The 19,292-nt window shown below is 36.8% G+C and carries 18 protein-coding genes and 1 tRNA gene; 15 read left to right on the top strand and 4 right to left on the bottom strand.

Going from position 1 to position 19,292, the window contains the following annotated elements; genetic code table 11:
• Complete coding sequence (gene kduI / locus GGR42_RS11275) at positions 1-837, bottom strand: 5-dehydro-4-deoxy-D-glucuronate isomerase (protein WP_167963950.1); 837 nt, start codon at positions 835-837, stop codon at positions 1-3.
• Between the two features lie 236 nt (positions 838-1,073).
• Positions 1,074-1,154: transfer RNA gene (locus GGR42_RS11270), tRNA-Leu, on the bottom strand.
• Between the two features lie 144 nt (positions 1,155-1,298).
• Between GGR42_RS11270 and GGR42_RS11265 the strand changes: the two genes are divergently transcribed.
• The 3 genes from GGR42_RS11265 to pth all read left to right on the top strand — a co-directional run bounded on the left by GGR42_RS11265 (position 1,299) and on the right by pth (position 3,638).
• Positions 1,299-2,240 carry a ribose-phosphate pyrophosphokinase gene (locus tag GGR42_RS11265; RefSeq protein ID WP_167963948.1) on the top strand — a complete coding sequence of 314 codons (942 nt, stop codon included), beginning with the start codon at positions 1,299-1,301 and terminating at the stop codon, positions 2,238-2,240.
• Between the two features lie 55 nt (positions 2,241-2,295).
• Positions 2,296-2,940, top strand: coding sequence for a 50S ribosomal protein L25/general stress protein Ctc (locus tag GGR42_RS11260; protein ID WP_167963946.1), 645 nt, complete (start codon positions 2,296-2,298; stop codon positions 2,938-2,940).
• A gap of 71 nt (positions 2,941-3,011) precedes the next feature.
• Positions 3,012-3,638, top strand: a complete 627-nt coding sequence (gene pth, locus GGR42_RS11255) for an aminoacyl-tRNA hydrolase (protein ID WP_167963944.1) — start codon at positions 3,012-3,014, stop codon at positions 3,636-3,638.
• Here pth and GGR42_RS11250 read toward each other — a convergent pair whose 3' ends face one another.
• Both GGR42_RS11250 and GGR42_RS11245 read right to left on the bottom strand, forming a co-directional pair.
• Positions 3,639-4,319 (bottom strand): hypothetical protein, encoded by a 681-nt coding sequence (locus GGR42_RS11250; protein WP_167963942.1) that lies wholly within the window; start codon positions 4,317-4,319, stop codon positions 3,639-3,641.
• Positions 4,316-8,113, bottom strand: a complete 3,798-nt coding sequence (locus tag GGR42_RS11245; RefSeq protein WP_167963940.1) for a reprolysin-like metallopeptidase — start codon at positions 8,111-8,113, stop codon at positions 4,316-4,318. The genes GGR42_RS11250 and GGR42_RS11245 overlap by 4 nt, the downstream gene beginning before the upstream one ends.
• Positions 8,114-8,164: 51 nt before the next feature.
• Here GGR42_RS11245 and GGR42_RS11240 point away from each other — a divergent pair, with 51 nt between their 5' ends.
• The 12 genes from GGR42_RS11240 (at position 8,165) to GGR42_RS16965 (ending at position 19,231) form a co-directional block, all read left to right on the top strand.
• On the top strand, positions 8,165-9,085 hold the full coding sequence (locus GGR42_RS11240; RefSeq protein WP_167963938.1) for a bifunctional riboflavin kinase/FAD synthetase: 921 nt from the start codon (positions 8,165-8,167) through the stop codon (positions 9,083-9,085).
• A gap of 7 nt (positions 9,086-9,092) precedes the next feature.
• Positions 9,093-10,418, top strand: coding sequence for an HTTM domain-containing protein (locus GGR42_RS11235; RefSeq protein WP_167963936.1), 1,326 nt, complete (start codon positions 9,093-9,095; stop codon positions 10,416-10,418).
• Between the two features lie 96 nt (positions 10,419-10,514).
• On the top strand, positions 10,515-11,786 hold the full coding sequence (gene serS, locus GGR42_RS11230) for a serine--tRNA ligase (protein ID WP_167963934.1): 1,272 nt from the start codon (positions 10,515-10,517) through the stop codon (positions 11,784-11,786).
• A gap of 87 nt (positions 11,787-11,873) precedes the next feature.
• A complete protein-coding gene (locus GGR42_RS11225) occupies positions 11,874-13,658 on the top strand; it encodes a tetratricopeptide repeat protein (protein ID WP_167963932.1) in 1,785 nt (594 codons plus the stop codon).
• Between the two features lie 10 nt (positions 13,659-13,668).
• A complete protein-coding gene (locus GGR42_RS11220; protein ID WP_167963930.1) occupies positions 13,669-13,980 on the top strand; it encodes a DUF4286 family protein in 312 nt (103 codons plus the stop codon).
• Positions 13,981-13,986: 6 nt separating this feature from the next.
• A complete protein-coding gene (locus GGR42_RS11215; RefSeq protein ID WP_167963928.1) occupies positions 13,987-14,304 on the top strand; it encodes a gamma-glutamylcyclotransferase family protein in 318 nt (105 codons plus the stop codon).
• 4 nt (positions 14,305-14,308) lie between these two features.
• Positions 14,309-15,178 carry a 16S rRNA (adenine(1518)-N(6)/adenine(1519)-N(6))-dimethyltransferase RsmA gene (gene rsmA / locus GGR42_RS11210; protein WP_167963926.1) on the top strand — a complete coding sequence of 290 codons (870 nt, stop codon included), beginning with the start codon at positions 14,309-14,311 and terminating at the stop codon, positions 15,176-15,178.
• A complete protein-coding gene (gene mgtE / locus GGR42_RS11205; protein WP_167963924.1) occupies positions 15,165-16,517 on the top strand; it encodes a magnesium transporter in 1,353 nt (450 codons plus the stop codon). Before rsmA ends, mgtE begins: the two co-directional genes overlap by 14 nt.
• Before the next feature lie 16 nt (positions 16,518-16,533).
• A complete protein-coding gene (locus GGR42_RS11200; RefSeq protein ID WP_167963922.1) occupies positions 16,534-17,490 on the top strand; it encodes a TolB family protein in 957 nt (318 codons plus the stop codon).
• Complete coding sequence (locus GGR42_RS11195) at positions 17,490-17,867, top strand: cupin domain-containing protein (RefSeq protein ID WP_167963920.1); 378 nt, start codon at positions 17,490-17,492, stop codon at positions 17,865-17,867. The genes GGR42_RS11200 and GGR42_RS11195 overlap by 1 nt, the downstream gene beginning before the upstream one ends.
• Positions 17,867-18,805 (top strand): 2-hydroxyacid dehydrogenase, encoded by a 939-nt coding sequence (locus GGR42_RS11190; protein ID WP_167963918.1) that lies wholly within the window; start codon positions 17,867-17,869, stop codon positions 18,803-18,805. Before GGR42_RS11195 ends, GGR42_RS11190 begins: the two co-directional genes overlap by 1 nt.
• Positions 18,806-18,814: 9 nt before the next feature.
• Positions 18,815-19,231: a response regulator transcription factor gene (locus GGR42_RS16965; protein WP_167963916.1), complete on the top strand. Its 417-nt coding sequence runs from the start codon at positions 18,815-18,817 to the stop codon at positions 19,229-19,231.
• Positions 19,232-19,292: the final 61 nt, after the last annotated feature.

Here is a 19,292-nt window from a genome sequence, read left to right as displayed (position 1 = left end):
TTACTTCATTAGGTTTGGTGGACAAACGTCCATATCACTATAGTCTAAATTCTCACCCGCCATACCCCATATAAATGCGTAATTTGAAGTTCCCGCACCTGAATGTATGGACCACTCAGGTGAAAGCACTGCTTGGTTGTTCTCTAAGAAAATGTGACGTGTATTTTGAGGCTGACCCATAAAGTGGCATACAGTCTGCCCTGCTTCTAAATCAAAATAAAAATAAGCCTCCATTCTGCGTTCATGGGTGTGCACTGGCATTGTATTCCAAACATTGCCCTCAACCAATTCGGTTATTCCCATTTGTAGCTGGCAGGTACTTACTATACTGCTGACAATCAATTTGTTTAAAATACGCTTATTAGCATATTTTGAATCTCCCAATTCTATCACCTCAGCACTCTTCTTTCCCACCTTTTTAGTAGGGAAACTTTGGTGAGCGGGAGCAGAATTGATGTAAAAAAGAGGGTTGCCATCTGCTTTAAAAACAACCTCCTTTATTCCTTTGCCAATATATAGGGCCTCCTTCTTTTCCAATTGATACGGCGTGCCATCGACAATTACTGTTCCAGTGCCTCCAACATTTATAATCCCTATTTCTCTTCTTTCTAAAAAAAACTCAGATTTAAAGTAAGGTATTGTTTCTAATTGCAAATCTTTATTGACAGGTTTAATACCCCCAACAACATAGCGATCATACATGGAATAGGTAAGCTTAATGAAGTCATCTTGAAAAAGGTTATCCAGCAAGAAGTGACTTCTAAGCTCATCTGTCCCATAGGCTTTTGCATCCTCAGGGTGTGAGGCATATTTGAATTCATATTTGGTATTAGTCATAATTTACAAAATTTTGTGTAATCGATTACGCAAATATAATGGAATCATTAAGGCTGGCAAAAAAAATTGCCAAAAATTAAAATCCCCATACTCATATGCCCTCAACATAGCATATTCCTTAAAAGAATTTACAATCCAACTCCCCTCTTCTGACAAATGGAACTATATACAAATACTTAAATACATCTTGGAAAAGCAAAAAGCCGAGATTTAAATCTCGGCTTTTCTTAAATATGTACCTTGGGTGGGAATCGAACCCACACTCCAAAGGAACTGGATTTTGAATCCAGCGCGTCTACCAGTTCCGCCACCAAGGCAAATTAAGGACTGCAAAACTAAAAAATATTTTCTTCTTTTAAAGAAAAAATTCAACATTTATCCTTTAGCAACACAAATAAATTTCTAAATTTGCACCTCCTTTGCAAAAAGGAATCCAATTTATTAGTTAACAATAGATTACAATGTCATATACGGTCCCAGAGCCAAAAATTTTTGGTTGCACCCAAAGCACGGTTCTTGCAGAGAAAATTTCTAAATCTTATGGTTTAGATTTAGGCAAGGTAGCTTTCTCTAGATATAGTGATGGTGAGTTCCAGCCTTCTTTTGAGGAATCTGTTCGTGGAGCACGTATATTCATTATTGGATCCACCAATCCTGGCCCAGAAAATCTAATGGAAATGTTGTTGATGCTGGATGCCGCAAAAAGGGCGTCTGCAAGGCATATTACAGCTGTTATGCCCTATTTTGGCTGGGCAAGGCAAGATAGGAAAGACAAACCAAGGGTCCCCATTGCCGCCAAATTGGTGGCCAAAATGTTGGAAGCTGCTGGAGCAACAAGGATTATTACCATGGATTTACATGCAGACCAAATACAAGGATTCTTTGAAAAGCCTGTGGACCATTTGTTTGCCTCCACAATGTTTTTACCTTATTTAAGAAATCTAAATTTGGACAATTTAACCATTGCGTCCCCAGATATGGGAGGCTCCAAAAGAGCCTATGCTTATTCCAAAGCCCTGGAAAGTGATGTAGTTATTTGCTACAAGCAGCGTGCAAAGGCAAATATTATCTCGCACATGGAGCTCATTGGAGATGTGCAAGGAAAAAATGTTGTGCTAGTGGACGATATGATAGACACTGCCGGGACATTGACCAAAGCGGCAGATTTAATGATGAAAAGAGGTGCTAAAAGTGTTAGAGCCATAGCTTCTCATGGACTTTTATCTGGAAATGCCTATAAAAAAATAGAAGAATCGGAGTTAGTAGAGCTTATTGTTACAGACTCCATTTCAATTAAAAAGGAAAGTGACAAGGTTAAAGTATTGAGCTGTGCGGAACTATTTGCCGATGTTATGCATAGGGTACACAACAACACATCCATAGCGTCAAAGTTTTTAATGTAGTTTTTAGCCGTATGCTTAAACTACCAAAAAAGAATTTATTAATTAAATATATATAATGAAGTCAATTACAATTAAAGGATCACAAAGAGAAAGCGTGGGCAAGAAAGCAACAAAAGCCTTACGTAATGCTGGAAAGGTTCCTTGCGTTTTATACGGAGGAGATAAACCATTGCACTTTTCAGCAGATGAACTGGCATTTAAAAACTTGGTTTATACCCCAAACGCACACACAGTTGTGATTGATTTGGATGGTAGCGAGAATTTTAAAGCTGTAATGCAGGATATCCAGTTTCACCCTGTAACGGATAAAATCATACATATCGATTTTTACCAATTATTTAGTGACAAACCTGTTACAATGAACATTCCCGTTCAATTGGTCGGGAATTCTCCAGGGGTTAGAAATGGTGGTAGATTATTGTTTAGAAAAAGGAAGCTTTCCATTAAGGCTTTACCTGACAATCTTCCAGATTTCTTTGATATAGATATTTCTAAACTAAAAATAGGTGGAAGTATCTCTGTAGAGTCTTTGTTAAATGATGACTTTACCATCTTACACCCAGACACAACGGTAGTGGTACAAGTTAAAACAGCTCGTGCAGCAGTTGAAGTTGATGAGGATGAAGATGAAGAAGAAGGAGCTGAAGGGGCAACATCTGAGGCACCAGCTGAAGAAGCCACAGCGGAAAGCAACGAATAGTATAGAAAATCAATTCAATATTAAAAAAGCATCCCATATAGAGATATTGGGATGCTTTTGTATTTTTATGTATGTGGCAGTTCATAAAATCACTCTTTTACACATCTCCTCTACTTGATGAAAAACTTAGCATGAAAAAATTTCTAGTTGTCGGTCTCGGAAATATAGGTCCAGAGTATGAAAACACAAGACATAATATTGGTTTTAAAATTTTAGATTCTTTAGCACAAAAGGAGGATGTGATTTTTGAGTCCAATAAATTGGGTGCCACCGCTTTCATAAAAATTAAAGGAAAAAGTGTTTTACTATTAAAACCTTCCACCTATATGAACAGAAGTGGAAAAGCCGTTAAATATTGGTTGGAAAAAGAAAAAATTCCTCTAGAGAATGTGCTAATAGTTACGGATGATATTAATCTTACATTTGGAACTATTAGAATAAAGGCCAAAGGAAGTGATGGTGGCCACAATGGTCTTAAGGACATTCAAAATCTATTACAAACAACAACATACAATAGGTTTAGGTTTGGTGTTGGTTCCGACTTTTCCAAAGGAAGACAGGTAGACTATGTTTTAGGAGAATGGAATGAGGATGAAGCATCCAAACTACCAGAAAGAATGATAAAATCTAGAGAGGCCATTCGTTCTTTTGTCCTCTCAGGTCTTCAAAATACCATGAACCAATTTAACGGGACATAGTTAGAGTGCTTTAAATTGAAAAATACCCGTATCCGAAGTGTTGCCCTCAACATCCCTAGTAACAATTCGCCAATAATACGTAGTTTCCGAAATAACACTCACTTTGTGGCTTGTATCCCCTGAGGGTGATGAAGCAATCAATGTGTTGGCATCTGCTTCAGTACCAAAATACACCTCAAATACCTCTATGTCATCTTCAATATCCGCACCCGACCAACTTAATTCTATCTCATTGTTAATATCCCTTAAAACTGAAGCTCCAGATTCAGGAAAAATTATCTGTGCTGGAAAAGGTGCATAAGTTGTCTGCGATCCAGCATTATAAAATTGCCATGTTTCACTTGACGCTGTTTCATTTACTTTGGTATTCTTAGAAATTACTACCCAAGAAAAAGGCTCTCCTTTTTCCAATGGCAACTTGGCGGAAAGAGAGGCAGTACTAATCTTTTGGGTAATTCCTGTGGTTAAATTACTAACATTTAGCTCGTAGGTTTCCGTATCATCAGAAGCCAACCATCTAAACTCAACATTACTGGTAGTCTCATTTAAGGATTCACCAGTAGTACATTCCGAATCTTTGTTAGGAAAAACCAACACACTAGCTTTGGGAGTTTTAGGTGCGGATTTTTTCCTGCACCCAAAGACTACCAGAAAACACATGGTAATTAGAAGATATCTCATCTTTTAATAACTTTAAATACTCTTTTAAATTCTTTTGAACCCACCTTAACAAAATACATTCCGGAAGGATACTCACTAAGTCCTATTTCTATTTCTCCGTTAATTATATTAATATTTTCCGCCCTTAGGTGTTTACCATTAAGGGAGAATATATCAATTGCAACATGTTCACCTGAACCTCCAAATACCTTAATACTATCAACAAAAGGATTGGGATAGACCAAGGGTTCATCAAAAACCATATATTCTTCCTCAAAACTTCCTTGGCACGTTAAATTGGTATAAACCTTTAATTGATTTCGACCATTTTTTAAGTCCAACTCTATTTCTTTATTCTCCGTTTGTATTAAAAGTCCGTTTAATTCAATATTAAATAAAGAAGAACCACTTAGGGCGAGAAGAGCTTTTCTACCATCAACGGAAACCTTGGAGGTAACACTCAAAGCATCTGGCTGTGTAATTATGGCTTCAAAGCAATGAGCTTCATAAGTAATAATTCCGTCCGTACCTGTAATACAAACAGAGTAAATTCCAGATGCCAAATTACTTAAGGTATAAACATCCATAAAGTCACCTGTAATATTAATCCCACCACCTGTTACTGTAGTGGTGTAGTCAATAGTTTGGTCTAATGCCACAATCTCAATTATACCATTATCACTATTTATACAGGTTTCACTATTAATGGAAACTAAAAAATTATCAGTTGGAAATCTATAAATAGCGCACCCATCCACATTCACTTCAGCTCCCTTTGGCGTACCCAAGCAGAGGTCATCTCCATCATCATAAACACCATCCTCATCCGCATCTGGTCTAAAAGCTCCTTCAACACATATATCCAAAGAAAATGAGTTTAAAAAACCTCCATCGGACGGTGCCGTATCTTGAATTTCCAAAACCCATTCTCCATAGGTAGATTCTCCATTAAAGGAAGATAATGACCCCAAAGGTTTTACAATACCTCCAATTGAAGGCTGAATAATGCCATCTACCACTTGGTTATTTCCACACACAAAAGGACTCGCGTCATCATCAAAAGTGGCATTGATGTTTATCCTATCACCACATGAGCTTGAAGTTAGCACCACTGTTGTTCCAGATGGAGAGGTCAATGAAACTACCAAATCAGCCAAAAAACTGTGTTCTATATCCAGGTTCACATTTACGTCGGATATAGGTAAGTCTTCCAAAAAGGTTATCTTAGAAGAAATAGTAGGGGTTCCCACAGTAGATATTTCCAAGGGCACACTATTCGCAATTAAATTTGTACAACTTATCTCTACTGTAGTAAAACTAAATGGGGCACTAAAAACACCCTCCCCACAATTATTCTTAGGTTTTACCCTCCAAAAATATGTGGTTTCCGGCTCTAAATTTGATGCCTCATATGAACTAAAAATAACAGTGTTAGACTCTACTATGTTTGTAAATAAATCATCGGTGGCTATTTCTATGTCGTAATTCGCAGCATTGGGCACTTCCTCCCATTGTAAAATTTGAGTCTGACTTGCGTCTACCATTCCATCAATAGGAGATGATAGAGTGACAACAGAAAAGGTATTGTTCCCTATACCTAATTCCAACACTACTTCTTTGGTCATATCGATTGAGGTTGCCGTAACCGTAACTGGATAGTCGCCAGCGGCCAATCCAGCTGTATTTGAAAAAGTAATATTTACCGGTGTATTTGCAGTAGCCGAAGCTGGAGAAAATACAACTCCCAAACCTGCGGGAGCATCCGGTATTGAAAAAGTGACCTCATCACTAAACCCTAAAAAAGTTTGATAATCAAAAGGAACTACTAAATCTGCCGGCTGACAAACTCCATATTCCAATCCGTCAAAAGCCAATACCACTTCGGAGGAAGTTATAGTAAAATTTGAAGTGTTAACTGCGAAAAATATATTATTGCTTGCCCTAATCATAAGCCGAGCCGATGTTGTTGCAACTCCTGGCAATAAAATGGACTGCTGTCCATCATTCGGAACGTCATTTGCCAATTGAATGGGAAATGATACGCCTCCATTTGTAGAAAGAAAAATATCCACCATTTGGGCATTTACTAGAGGTCCATTGGTATTAGCAACATCCCATGTTACTTCTTCGGTAGAACCAGCCGTATAGATTTCATTTGATTCTTGGGATGTAATTAAAAATGGTCCTGCCGCATTCACAACATTCACTTTTACCAAATCAGAAATAACTTGCCCTCCCCCAATGGCATTGTCCCTCACTGTTAAGGCAAAATTCATTTCTCTCTCCACATTTGATACCGTTTCCCACGCTGAGCCTTCTGTTGGATTTGTTTGGGTTAAGTTACCAAGGATTACACTAGAAAGTTTTGGAAAATACCGTTCTGGCTCAATATGTGGTTTTTGTGATCTAAAATTAGCTCCACTAGGATTATTGGGGCCAAAGGTGGTAGAAGTAACAACACCATCATCTATTTGTTCCCATGTATAAGTAAGTATGTCTCCTAAATCCGAGTCAGAAGCATTTCCAGTTAATACAAAAGCCGTCGATTTTGGAATAGTAAAATCCCCAACAGGAAATAATGATGGTGGATTATTGGTCATGGCAATCTGTTCTCCACAACTGGTAGTCTCCAAGTATTCGCTTATTTGAAGAATGCTATAATAGTGAAAATAGTCATCTCCATTGGGCGCCACATTATTCCCCTGAACGATTCCAGCATACCCCATAATGGTGGTTCCACTAGCCGGCTCTGCCTGCACCAAAGTGCCCTCAGATTCAAAAGACCAAGTGTGGTTAGCCCCAAATTGGTGTCCCAGTTCGTGAGAAACAAAATCTAAGTCAAACAAATCACCCTCTGGATCCAAACCAGAAGAAAAAGCACTTCCTTTTCTGTTTGTAACACATACAGAGCCTACAAAACCTGCATTTCCATTGTTATCATCATTATGAAAAAGATGCCCCACATCGTAATTCTCCTCCCCTATTAGACTCGTAAGGGTATTTTGCGTCTCGGAGTTAAGATTTCCATTGTAAGGATCCGTTACTGCATCGGTAAAAATGACCAAGTCATTGTTGGCCACCAATTCCAAGGTGACCCCCAAATCAGTCTCAAAAACTTCATTCACTCTCGTTAAAGTTGCGTTTATTGCAGCTAAGGCATCTGCAACCGTTCCTCCATGGTATTGAGTATATTCACCTGTTGCGGAAACAGCAATTCTATATTTCCTAAGAATTTTGTCATCAACCAAACTAAAAGGTAATTGGTCAACACTCTCTTGAATCTTTGCCTGTGTATCACATATAAAACCATCCTTGGAAGAAAGGTTTGCATCTCTTGTGTAGACCACATATTTATCATCTCCTTTTACAGCTTTCTGCATAAATGTGGCTCTGTTATTCCCCGCTTGCAAAATCATACTCTGCACTCCATTTTGAGAAACACTAAATCGAATTCTTTTATTTTTGTCTTCTAATCCATAACCAGAATAAGACTTTATTTCAGGGTATTTTAATGCCAATTTATTGGATAAAATAGGTTTTTCTTTAACTTTAAAAGGAATATAGTTTCCTTTTTCATTTGGAAAGTAAACCACTTTAGCAACATTTTTATTTGCTGAAATAGGTGCAAGTTCGTTTTTGAAGACGTCAGATTTAAGTGTAAACAATTTGGTTTTGTCCACATCTAAATTTTCAAGGGATCTGGTCAACCTAACAGTCTTGGGATTGCCCTCTTCCCAATACTTGGTCTGGGCTGAACCGTAAAAGCAAAGAAAAGTTATGGAAATTGAAAAAACAAGACGTAATTTTGTAAGCATCAAAGGGGTGTTAACTAGTTCAAATTTAATCCTTTTTTATTTTTCCAATCTGTGATAACAGTCCAAGGCATTTCCAAATACGACAAAAAACATTCTACTGCCATAACAATTGGCACTTTTGATGGTGTACACATTGGACACAGAAAGATACTGGAAAAGCTCATAAATAATGCCAAAGATCTGAATTTAAAATCTACAGTCCTTACTTTTTTCCCCCACCCTAGAATGGTACTGCAAAAAGATACGGATATAAAACTGTTGAATACCATTGATGAAAGAATACAGATTTTGGAAGAATCTGGACTGGATTATCTTATAATTCATCCCTTCACCAATGAATTTTCAAGATTGTCCGCAACGGAATTTGTAAGGGATATTTTAGTGAACAATCTAAAAACTAAAAAAGTCATCATTGGTTATGACCACAGATTTGGAAGAAATCGAAATGCCAATATAAATGACCTTATATCTTTTGGAAATGCACTGGATTTTGAGGTTGAGGAAATTCCCGCCCAAGAAATACAGGATGTTTCGGTAAGTTCCACCAAAATTAGAAAGTCTTTGATAGATGGTGACATTAAAACAGCCAATGCCTATCTAGGATATAATTACATGTTGACAGGTATTGTAAAAAAAGGAAAAGGCCTAGGAAGGAAAATTGATTTCCCCACGGCCAATCTTCATATTGAGGAGAATTATAAACTTATCCCAAAAAATGGAGTTTACGCAGTAGAAGCTGTTTTAGACAAGACTAAGGTTTACGGCATGATGAACATTGGGTACAACCCTACGGTACAAGGAACAGAAAAAAGTATTGAAATTCATTTCTTCGATTTCAACAAAGACCTTTATGATAAAAAAATTCAGATTTCCATCTTGGACCGTATACGGGATGAGCATAAATTTGATTCTATTGATGCTTTAAAAGAGCAGTTAAAAAAAGATAAAGCAACCTGCCTCTCCCTGATATAAAACCATCATGATAGACCGGTTCCTTTTTAAAAAAATCGACAATAGTCCACTTATACTGTTTCGGATTTTTTTTGGAATTCTTATTGCATGCGAATGTTACGGTGCCATTGTAACGGGTTGGGTGCGCATAAATTTGGTTGAACCCAAATTCACTTTTAATTTTATTGGTTTTGATTGGTTGCAGCTATTCGTGGGAAATGGCATGTATATCTACTTCGTTATTATGGGCTCCCTAGGTATTCTTATTGCATTGGGATATAAATATCGGTTTAGTATGGTTGCTTTTACCATTTTATGGACAGGCGTCTATCTATTACAAAAGACATCTTACAATAACCATTATTATTTATTGATATTGATTTCCTTTTTAATGATTTTTATGCCCGCCCATAGGGCCATTTCCTTGGATGCAAAAAAGAATACTTCCATAAAGACAAATACCATGCCCAATTGGGTAAAATGGGTCATCATTGCCCAGCTTTTTATAGTGTACACCTACGCCTCACTTGCCAAACTTTATGGAGACTGGCTGGATTTTAGTTTTATAAAATTATTAATGCAGGGTAAAGCCAATTATTTTTTAATTGGTGAATTTTTGCAACAGTCCTCGGCACATAAAATAGTGGCAATCTTTGGAATTTTATTTGATTTTTTAATTGTTCCCGCCCTACTCTGGAAACCCACTAGAAAAATCGCTTTTTGTTTTGCTGTATTCTTTCACCTCTTTAATTCTTTTGTATTTCAAATAGGCATTTTCCCCTATTTGTCATTGGTATTTACGGTATTCTTTTTTGATGGAAAAACCATTAAAAATATCTTCTTTAAAAAAAAGACTTTATATACTGCCAAAGAAATAGAAACGCCATCCTACAGGAGGATCTTTGTAATTGGAACAAGTATTTATTTTTGTATTCAACTTGTATTGCCTATACGTCACCATTTTATAAAAGATAATGTTTTATGGACAGAAGAAGGTCATAGGTTAAGTTGGAGGATGATGCTGCGCAGTAGATCAGGAACCATAATTTTCAAAGTAAAAGATAAAGAAACGGGGAAAGTTGAAACCATAAAGACAAGTGATTATCTTACCAAAAAGCAAACACGAAGAATAGCTGTTTACCCAGATTTCATATGGCAATTTGCCCAACGCTTAAAAAAGGAGTATGCAAAAAAAGGGCAAAATATTGAGGTGCATGCCGTTAATTCCAGAGCAAGTATAAATGGAAAAGCTTCTGTTCCTTTTATAGACCCACAAGTGGATTTGGCCAGTATTCCCTGGAAACCCTTCTCCCATAGTGAATGGATTTTTCCTTCAAAGGAAGGAAATAAGTAATTTTCAATCAAACCAAAACGCTATTACAATATCACAATTTTTCCAATTGATACATTGATTAATTAAACTTAACTTTGCACTTCAAAATCATGAAAAATGTTGCAATTACAGGTCATTAGGGAAAACAAAGAGGAAATTATCAAAGCATTGAGCAAACGTAACTTGGATGCTTCCTCCCTGTTGGACAACATATTGCAGTTAGATGAAAAAAGACGAGCTGTACAGACCCAATTGGACGCTGCTCTTGCAGAATTAAATAGTCTTTCAAAGGAAATTGGTATGCTTTTTAAAACTGGAAAAGCACAAGAAGCCAACCTTCTAAAAGAGAAAACAGGAACATTAAAGGAAGATTCCAAAAAACTGGGTGAAGATTTAAACACTACGGCAGAAGAATTACAGGCCCTTTTATACCAAATTCCAAATATTCCACATATATCTGTTCCTGCTGGTAGTACAGAGGATGACAATGAGGAAGTTTTTAAGGAAGGTAACATTCCTACTTTGTCTGGTGACGCCCTACCACATTGGGAATTGGCAAAAAAATATGACATTATAGACTTTGAGCTTGGTGTAAAAATAGCAGGAGCAGGTTTTCCTGTATATAAGGGAAAAGGAGCAAGGCTACAACGTGCTCTTATTTCTTATTTCTTGGATAAAAACACGGAAGCTGGGTATAAAGAAATTCAAGTGCCGCACTTGGTAAACGAAGCATCTGGCTATGGCACTGGACAGCTCCCCGATAAAGAAGGGCAAATGTACCATGTTGGGGCAGATGACCTCTATCTAATTCCCACAGCAGAAGTTCCTGTTACCAACATTTTTAGGAATGAAATTGTCAACCAAAAAGACTTTCCTATCTGCCTAACAGGTTATACCCCTTGTTTTAGAAGAGAAGCAGGCAGCTATGGTGCACATGTACGTGGATTAAACCGCTTGCATCAGTTTGATAAGGTAGAAATTGTACGTGTGGAGCATCCCAGTAAATCGTATGAAGCTTTGAATGGAATGGTAGAGCATGTAAAAGAAATTTTGAGAGATTTAAAGCTTCCATACCGAATTATTAGACTTTGCGGAGGAGATTTAGGTTTTACGGCAGCCCTTACCTACGATTTTGAGGTCTTTTCTACGGCACAAGACCGTTGGTTGGAAATCAGTTCTGTATCGAATTTTGAAACCTATCAGGCTAACCGCTTGAAACTTCGTTTTAAAGATGAACATGGTAAAAGTCAGTTGGCGCACACCTTAAATGGTAGTTCTTTGGCGTTGCCAAGAGTTTTGGCTGGGATTTTGGAAAATTATCAAACTCCAGAAGGAATTAAAATTCCCGAAGTATTAATTCCCTATACCGGATTTAATATGATTAATTAACCTTCTAAAAGTTAGGTATTAAATCCCCTTACAATTCCCTTAACACCAATTTTCCATAAACTGCGTATCTTTGGAAAAACAACACTTTTGAGGTCCCTACTTTTCATCCTGGTTTTCTGCTACCTACAATTTGGGTTTTCCCAAGATGATTTTTTGGCAAAACAGTACCTCAACGACGGTGCGTATGAAAAAGCCCTCGTATTTTATGAAAAACTGGTAGAGCAAAACCCCCGTAGGACGGATTATTTTGAAGGTCTCATAGAATGCCATCAACAACTGGAGAACTATAAAAAGGCAGAAGAGTTTCTTCTTAAGAAAATAAATGCAGGTAATGTGTATCCTGTTCTTTTTGTTGAGCTGGGATATAATTTTACTTTGCAGGACATGCCAGAAAAGGCCCTGGTTTATTATGATGAGGCTGTGCAAAAAATCGAGGAAAACCCAAACTTTGGGTATGGAGTAGGTTTTAGATTTCAAAAATATGCTTTGTTGGACTATGCCATAAAGGCTTATACTAAGGCCATGGAATTAAATCCAGAATTGGATTTTAATTTTCAATTGGCCCGCATCTATGGGGAGCAGGGTAATATTTCCAAAATGTATGATAGTTATTTGGAACTTATTGTAATTGGCAGATCTTCTAAGTCCAACGTGCTTAGGAACATTGATGATTTTATTACAGAAGATGCTGATAATGAGAATAACATCCTCTTTAAAAAAACATTGCTCCAAAGGGCTCAAAAAAATCCCAATGTGTTATGGAACGAACTTCTAAGTTGGCTATTTGTTCAACAAAAACAATATAAAAGCGCTTTTACGCAAGAAAAGGCAATTTTTAAAAGAGAGCAAGGAAGTTCTTTGTTACGAATGGAAAACTTAGGAGAAATTGCTTTGGGGGACCATGCCTTGGAGGATGCAAAAAACGTTTTTGGCTATATAGTGGAGAATAGTCACGACCCTGTATCACGATTAAATGCCCAGTTGAACCTTATTGACATTGATCTTTTGGATGCCGATTCAAAAAAATATGATAGCGTCCAAAAAAAGTTTGAAAAATTAATCGCTGAATATGGATATCAACCCAATACCCTACAACTTCCCATTGCCTATGCCAATTTCCTAACTTTTAAGAAAGAGACCCCACAACCTGCCATTGATATTCTAAAAACAAGTTTGGAACTGCCATTAAATAAATTTGGTGAAGGATATATAAAAATGGCTTTGGGGGATATTTTGGTTTTTGATAAAAAGTTCAATGAGGCGCTTATTTATTTTTCCCAAATCCAACAAAAATTAAAAAATGATGTTATGGGCCAAAATGCCCGTTTTAAAGTAGCGCAGACCAGTTTTTATAAAGGTGATTTTGATTGGGCACTTACCCAACTAAAAGTGCTAAGGGGTTCCACGTCCCAACTTATTGCCAATGATGCCATGCAATTAAGTTTGTTGATTTCGGACAACTCCTTGGAGGATTCCACCCAAACAGCACTTAAGAAATATGCCAGGGCTGATTTGTTGGCCTATCAAAACAAAACCAAAGAGGCCATTGGAGCCTTGGAAGATATTTTACAGAACCATAAAGGTGAGAAAATCGAGGATGAAACCCTTTTAAAGCAGGGAGAATTGTTGGAAAGCCAAAAAGATTATGAAGCGGCAAAGTTCAATTATCAAAAAATTGTAGAGTTTTATGGGAATGATATTTTAGCAGATGATGCCCATTTTGCTCTAGCAGAATTGTATAGAAACATTCTAAAGCAACCTGAATTGGCCAAACAACATTACGAGAAAATTATCTATAATTATCAAGATAGTTACTACTTCCCTCAGGCCAGAAAGAATTTTAGGGTTTTGAGAGGAGATTCTATAAACTAAAAAGTTAAAAATGTACATCTACAATGTTACAATAAACATAGACGAAAGTGTTCATGACAAATGGTTGTCTTGGATGAAAAAAACCCATATTCCAGATGTATTGGCAACTGGGAAGTTTCTAAATGCCAAAATGTGTAAGGTTTTGGTAGATGAGGATATGGGCGGTATCACCTATTCCGTTCAATATACCACTATTAACAAAGAAACATTGGATAAATATTACGAAGAAGATGCCGACAGATTGCGGGGAGAGGTGAACATTCATTTTCCAAACAAATTTGTGGCCTTTAGAACAGAATTACAAGTAGTAAGTGAACACTAGATTCCTTTGAAAATATCAGAATTTTTATTTACCTATGGCACTTTGCAAGACCCACAAGTACAACACTATATTTATGGAAGAATATTGGATGGCAAGCCAGATTTTCTCCTTGGTCATAAACGTTTAAAAAATGCTGTTTATGGCAAATATCCTCTAGTGGTAAAAACTAATCATGAAAATGATTCTGTCCCAGGAATGGTATACTATATCTCATATGAAGAACTTTTGAAAACAGATGTTTATGAGACCAATGCTTACAGACGGGAAAAAGCGACCTTAAAATCAGGTATTGATGCTTGGGTCTACGTTGAAAATTTAGATTGAAAAAATGTCAAAAAAGAAAAAATATAACCCAAACTTTAAAAATGGAAATTCAAAGAATTGGAAAGAGGAAAGTCCTGTCAGGGCGAAAAAACATTTGGGGCAACACTTTTTAAAGGACGAGAAAATTGCTAAGAATATTGCAGATACCCTTTCTTTGAGCAAGTACAAAAATGTGCTGGAAATTGGTCCTGGGACTGGTGTACTAACAAAATATTTATTGGCACATGACATAGATTTAGTCGCTATGGATTTGGATGAGGAATCCATTATTTATTTAAACCATAGCTTTTCATTGGAGCATCCAGAAACAATGAACCGTAAAGGTACTTTTAAAGTTTTGGAAGCCGATTTTCTAAAATATGACCTCTCAACGCTTTTTGGCAATGAACAATTTGCCATTACCGGTAATTTTCCATACAACATATCTACCCAAATTGTTTTTAAGATGCTGGAAATGAGAAAGCAGGTTCCAGAATTTACGGGCATGTTTCAAAAAGAGGTAGCGCAACGTATTTGTGAAAAGGAAGGCAGCAAGGCATACGGGATATTATCTGTATTTGTACAAGCATTTTATGATGCTGAATATTTGTTCACAGTACCTCCATCCGTTTTTGAACCCCCGCCAAAAGTCCATTCTGGAGTACTTAGATTGACCAGGAAAGAGAACCATGATATAGACTGTGATGAAAAATTGTTTTTTAAGGTTGTGAAAACGGCCTTTAACCAACGAAGAAAAACATTGCGCAACAGTTTAAAAACCTTTGGTCTTTCCAATGTTTTAAAAGAAGATGCTATCTTTGACCAACGCCCGGAACAATTATCTGTTTCCGATTTTATTGCGCTGACCAAGAAGATAGAACATGATACCGTTTAAGCTAACAGACAAGCTAGTAGCTGAAATTGAACAGCTTATAGAAAACCAAGAGGGAAAGAAACTTACTTCCCTCTTGGAGGATTATCATTATGCTGATATTGCCGAAATTATAAATGATCTAAATGAAGATGAGGCAACCTATCTTATTAAACTTTTGGACAGTGATAAAACCTCTGACATTCTTACAGAATTGGACGAGGATGTCCGCGAGGCCATTCTTAACAATCTCTCGGCAAAGGAAATTGCAGGAGAACTGGATGAACTGGACACAGATGATGCCGCCGATATTATTGCCGAACTTCCAGAAGAGATTGTCCAGGAAGTTATCTCTGAGATTGGGGATAAAGAACATGCCAAAGACATTGTTGACCTTCTTAGATATGATGAAAATTCTGCTGGTGGCCTTATGGCCAAAGAGCTTGTAAAAGTTAATGAAAACTGGACTGTGACGCGTTGCGTTAGAGAAATGAGAAGTCAAGCAGAGAATGTCACAAGAGTCCACTCCATTTATGTGGTAGATAATGATGACAAACTTAAAGGTAGACTCTCATTAAAGGACTTGTTGACTGTTTCAACTGAAACACATATCAAAGAAATATACATCCCTAAAGTTGACTCGGTAAACGTAACTGAGAACCCAGAGGAGGTAGCAAAAATTATGTCCAAATATGATTTGGAAGCTATTCCAGTAATTGATGAAATTGGACGTTTGGTAGGTAGAATTACAATTGATGACATTGTAGATGTAATTAGGGAAGAAGCTGAAAAAGATTACCAACTGGCAGCTGGTATCTCTCAAGATGTTGAAGCAGATGACAGTATTTGGGATTTAACACGTGCCCGATTACCATGGCTTATTTTAGGGCTTTTTGGTGGATTGGGAGCTGCTGCAATTATGGGCGGTTTTGAAGAAATGATAAGTAAGCATGCGGTTCTGTTCTTTTTTACTCCATTGATTGCGGCCATGGCTGGCAACGTGGGTGTACAGTCCAGTGCCATTATAGTGCAAGGACTGGCAAATGATGATTTTAAGGGCAGCATAAGCAACCGACTTATCAAAGAAATGCTTTTGGCTCTTTTAAACGGGGTTATTTTGGCTGCCGTACTCTTAATATTTACATGGTTTTGGAAAGGGCATTTTTACACTGCATTGGCAATCTCCATCTCTTTGGTTGTCGTGATTGTTGTAGCTGGCATTATTGGCACATTTGTTCCTTTGTTTTTGCACAAACGTGGTATAGACCCAGCCATTGCCACTGGGCCTTTTATTACCACCAGCAATGATATTTTTGGAATCCTCATCTACTTTTTGATAGCCAAATTTGTACTGGGGATATAAATTATCTTTAAGAACTATGTTTAAAAGACTATTCTTAATACTACTTTTATTTATCAGTGGTTGTTCTAGGGAAAACTCTTTGAATATTGCTTTAGATATACGACCAACTTCTCTTGAACTATATGGAAAAGATATTGTTAGCACCAACTTATATGAAAGAGATATTGCTATTTCTTCAAAAGGGGATGAAATTATTTATTCTTTGGGCAACTATGATCAAACAATTAGAAGCCTGGTAATAATTGAAAAAAAAGGCAAAGGCTGGACAAACAAGAAAATACTGGATTTTTCGGGAAAATATAATGACATAGAACCTTTTTTCTCCCCAGATGGGGAAAAGTTATATTTCTCTTCTAATAGACCCATTTATAAGGATTCTCTAAGAAATGATTATAATATTTGGGTGGCGGAAAAAATCAATTTAAAGTGGGGAAATCCTATGCCGTTAGATTCAATAATAAATTCAAAAACAGATGAATTCTATCCTGCAGTTAGTAAACATGGTAATCTTTATTTTACTTCTTCAAGAGAAAATGGTATTGGCAGAGAGGATATCTTTATAAGCAAGTTTGTTAAAGATACCTTTGAAGCCCCAACTGTTTTGGATGCCAATATTAACACAGCTATGTTCGAATTCAATGCTTATATTAATCCAGAAGAAAATTTATTGATTTTTAGCTCTTTTGGCCGTGAAGATGGTTATGGTGGCGGTGATTTGTATTATAGTACAAAAAATGAACATGGAGAATGGAGCAAATCTAAAAATATGGGTGCCATAGTAAACTCTGATAAGTTGGATTACTGCCCCTTTATAGACCTTCCTAGAAAGAATTTTTACTTTACAAGTAATAAAGGACATCAACTAAACAAAAAAATAACAACTATTTTAGAGTTTAACGAGATGACGAAACATGTCCTGAACGGCATGGGGAACATTTACAGAATTGATGTAGAGAAACTAAATATAGAATAATGGAAGCAAAACCTACCCCTATCAACCTAAAACAAAAACACGCCGAATTTACCAAACAATGGCACCCACATCAAATTGCCAAAGTGGATAATATGCAGGTGTTATTGGCAAAAGTTCAAGGAGAATTTGTCTGGCATGCACATGAAAATGAAGATGAGCTTTTCCAAGTTCTAAAAGGAACGCTTCATATGCAATTTAGGGACAGAACCGAAGTTGTAAAAGAAGGTGAAATCATTGTAATTCCAAAAGGCGTGGAACATAATCCAATGACCAAAAATGATGAAGTAGTTCATGTACTGCTTTTCGAAAAACTTTCTACATCACATACAGGAAATGTGCTGCACGAAAAAACACAAACCGAATATCCAAAGATTTAATGCGAGTACTACACTTAGACACCAATCATCCTCTTATCATAGAACAATTCAAAGAATTGGGTTTTGAAAACCATGAAGATTATACATCCACCAAAGAGGAAATAGAAGCTAAAATTCATGAGTATGATGGACTTATAATTCGTTCTAGATTTACCCTGGACCAATTTTTTTTGGAAAAGGCCACTAATTTAAAATTCATTGGCCGTTTAGGTGCTGGATTAGAAAATATTGATACGGATTATGCCAAACAAAAAGGAATCTTTTTGGCTTCAGCACCAGAAGGAAATAGAAATGCTGTAGGAGAGCATACCCTAGGTATGTTGCTTTCCCTTTTCAATAAACTGAACAAAGCAGACAAGGAAGTACGGTCTGGAAAATGGGACAGGGAAGGAAATCGTGGGATTGAACTGGATGGCCTCACAGTGGGCATCATTGGTTATGGTAATATGGGGAAAACATTTTCTAAAAAACTTCGAGGTTTTGAGGTAGAAGTTCTTTGTTATGATATCCTGGGCGGTGTAGGAAATGAAGATTCACGGCAAGTGGGCATTCTTGAGTTTCACCAAAAGGTAGATGTTGTTAGCTTACATGTTCCCCAAACAGAATTGACTATTGGCATGGTCAATTCAGAATTTATAAATGCTTTTCATAAGCCTTTTTGGTTATTGAACACGGCACGTGGAAAAGCCGTTGTTACAAAGGACTTAGTTGCCGCATTAATATCTGGTAAAATATTGGGTGCGGGTTTAGATGTATTGGAATATGAAAAAAAATCCTTTGAAAATTTATTTGCAGACGATTCCATGCCGCCAGCATTTAAATATTTAACACAGGCAGAAAATGTTATTTTAACTCCCCATGTTGCTGGCTGGACCGTTGAAAGCAAAATTAAATTGGCGCAGACCATTGTGGACAAGGTAAAGGCAAAATTTTGCTAAATTTATGCTGTGAAGCGAACCGTTTTTATTTTTTCCTCATTGATTGTTGCCTTGTTGGCGCTGTTTCAAATTAGCACCTACTCCTATTTATCGGGAACAATATCCATTGAAATTATAATTGCAACTATTGCCATTGTCTTTTTTGCGATTGGAATGTTCTTGAATAAAAAAAGTTCAAAGAAAGTGCCTTCTTTGGAAAGCAAAATTGACAAAAATCAAATAAAACAACTGGGGTTGAGCGCTAGGGAATATGAAGTGCTAGTGGAGATAAAAAATGGATTATCTAACAAAGAAATAGCCAACAAGCTTTTTGTTTCGGAAAGCACCATAAAAACCCATGTTTCCAATATGCTTCTAAAATTGGATGTCAAGAGAAGAACCCAAGCAATTCAAAAAGCCAAAGAGCTACAAATCATATCATTTTAGCCAAAAATCATGTAATCCATATCATTTTGGTACTTTAGTATGAGTGGTTTACCCTTGGTCA

Origin of the sequence: Saonia flava, assembly GCF_011927795.1 — a bacterium.
GTDB classification, from domain to species: domain Bacteria; phylum Bacteroidota; class Bacteroidia; order Flavobacteriales; family Flavobacteriaceae; genus Saonia; species Saonia flava.
Note: the sequence above shows the minus strand (reverse complement) of the source record. Positions and strands in the feature narration are given on the sequence as shown.

Excerpts from the sequence above, each read along its gene's own strand:
- GGR42_RS11220 (WP_167963930.1), top strand. The coding sequence starts at position 13,669 with ATGTACATCTACAATGTTACAATAAACATAGACGAAAGTGTTCATGAC.
- GGR42_RS11200 (WP_167963922.1), top strand. The coding sequence starts at position 16,534 with ATGTTTAAAAGACTATTCTTAATACTACTTTTATTTATCAGTGGTTGT.
- mgtE (WP_167963924.1), top strand. The coding sequence starts at position 15,165 with ATGATACCGTTTAAGCTAACAGACAAGCTAGTAGCTGAAATTGAACAG.
- GGR42_RS11245 (WP_167963940.1), bottom strand. The coding sequence starts at position 8,113 with ATGCTTACAAAATTACGTCTTGTTTTTTCAATTTCCATAACTTTTCTT.
- GGR42_RS11235 (WP_167963936.1), top strand. The coding sequence starts at position 9,093 with ATGATAGACCGGTTCCTTTTTAAAAAAATCGACAATAGTCCACTTATA.
- GGR42_RS11250 (WP_167963942.1), bottom strand. The coding sequence starts at position 4,319 with ATGAGATATCTTCTAATTACCATGTGTTTTCTGGTAGTCTTTGGGTGC.
- pth (WP_167963944.1), top strand. The coding sequence starts at position 3,012 with ATGTGGCAGTTCATAAAATCACTCTTTTACACATCTCCTCTACTTGAT.
- rsmA (WP_167963926.1), top strand. The coding sequence starts at position 14,309 with ATGTCAAAAAAGAAAAAATATAACCCAAACTTTAAAAATGGAAATTCA.
- GGR42_RS11195 (WP_167963920.1), top strand. The coding sequence starts at position 17,490 with ATGGAAGCAAAACCTACCCCTATCAACCTAAAACAAAAACACGCCGAA.
- serS (WP_167963934.1), top strand. The coding sequence starts at position 10,515 with ATGTTGCAATTACAGGTCATTAGGGAAAACAAAGAGGAAATTATCAAA.
- kduI (WP_167963950.1), bottom strand. The coding sequence starts at position 837 with ATGACTAATACCAAATATGAATTCAAATATGCCTCACACCCTGAGGAT.
- GGR42_RS11260 (WP_167963946.1), top strand. The coding sequence starts at position 2,296 with ATGAAGTCAATTACAATTAAAGGATCACAAAGAGAAAGCGTGGGCAAG.
- GGR42_RS11265 (WP_167963948.1), top strand. The coding sequence starts at position 1,299 with ATGTCATATACGGTCCCAGAGCCAAAAATTTTTGGTTGCACCCAAAGC.
- GGR42_RS11190 (WP_167963918.1), top strand. The coding sequence starts at position 17,867 with ATGCGAGTACTACACTTAGACACCAATCATCCTCTTATCATAGAACAA.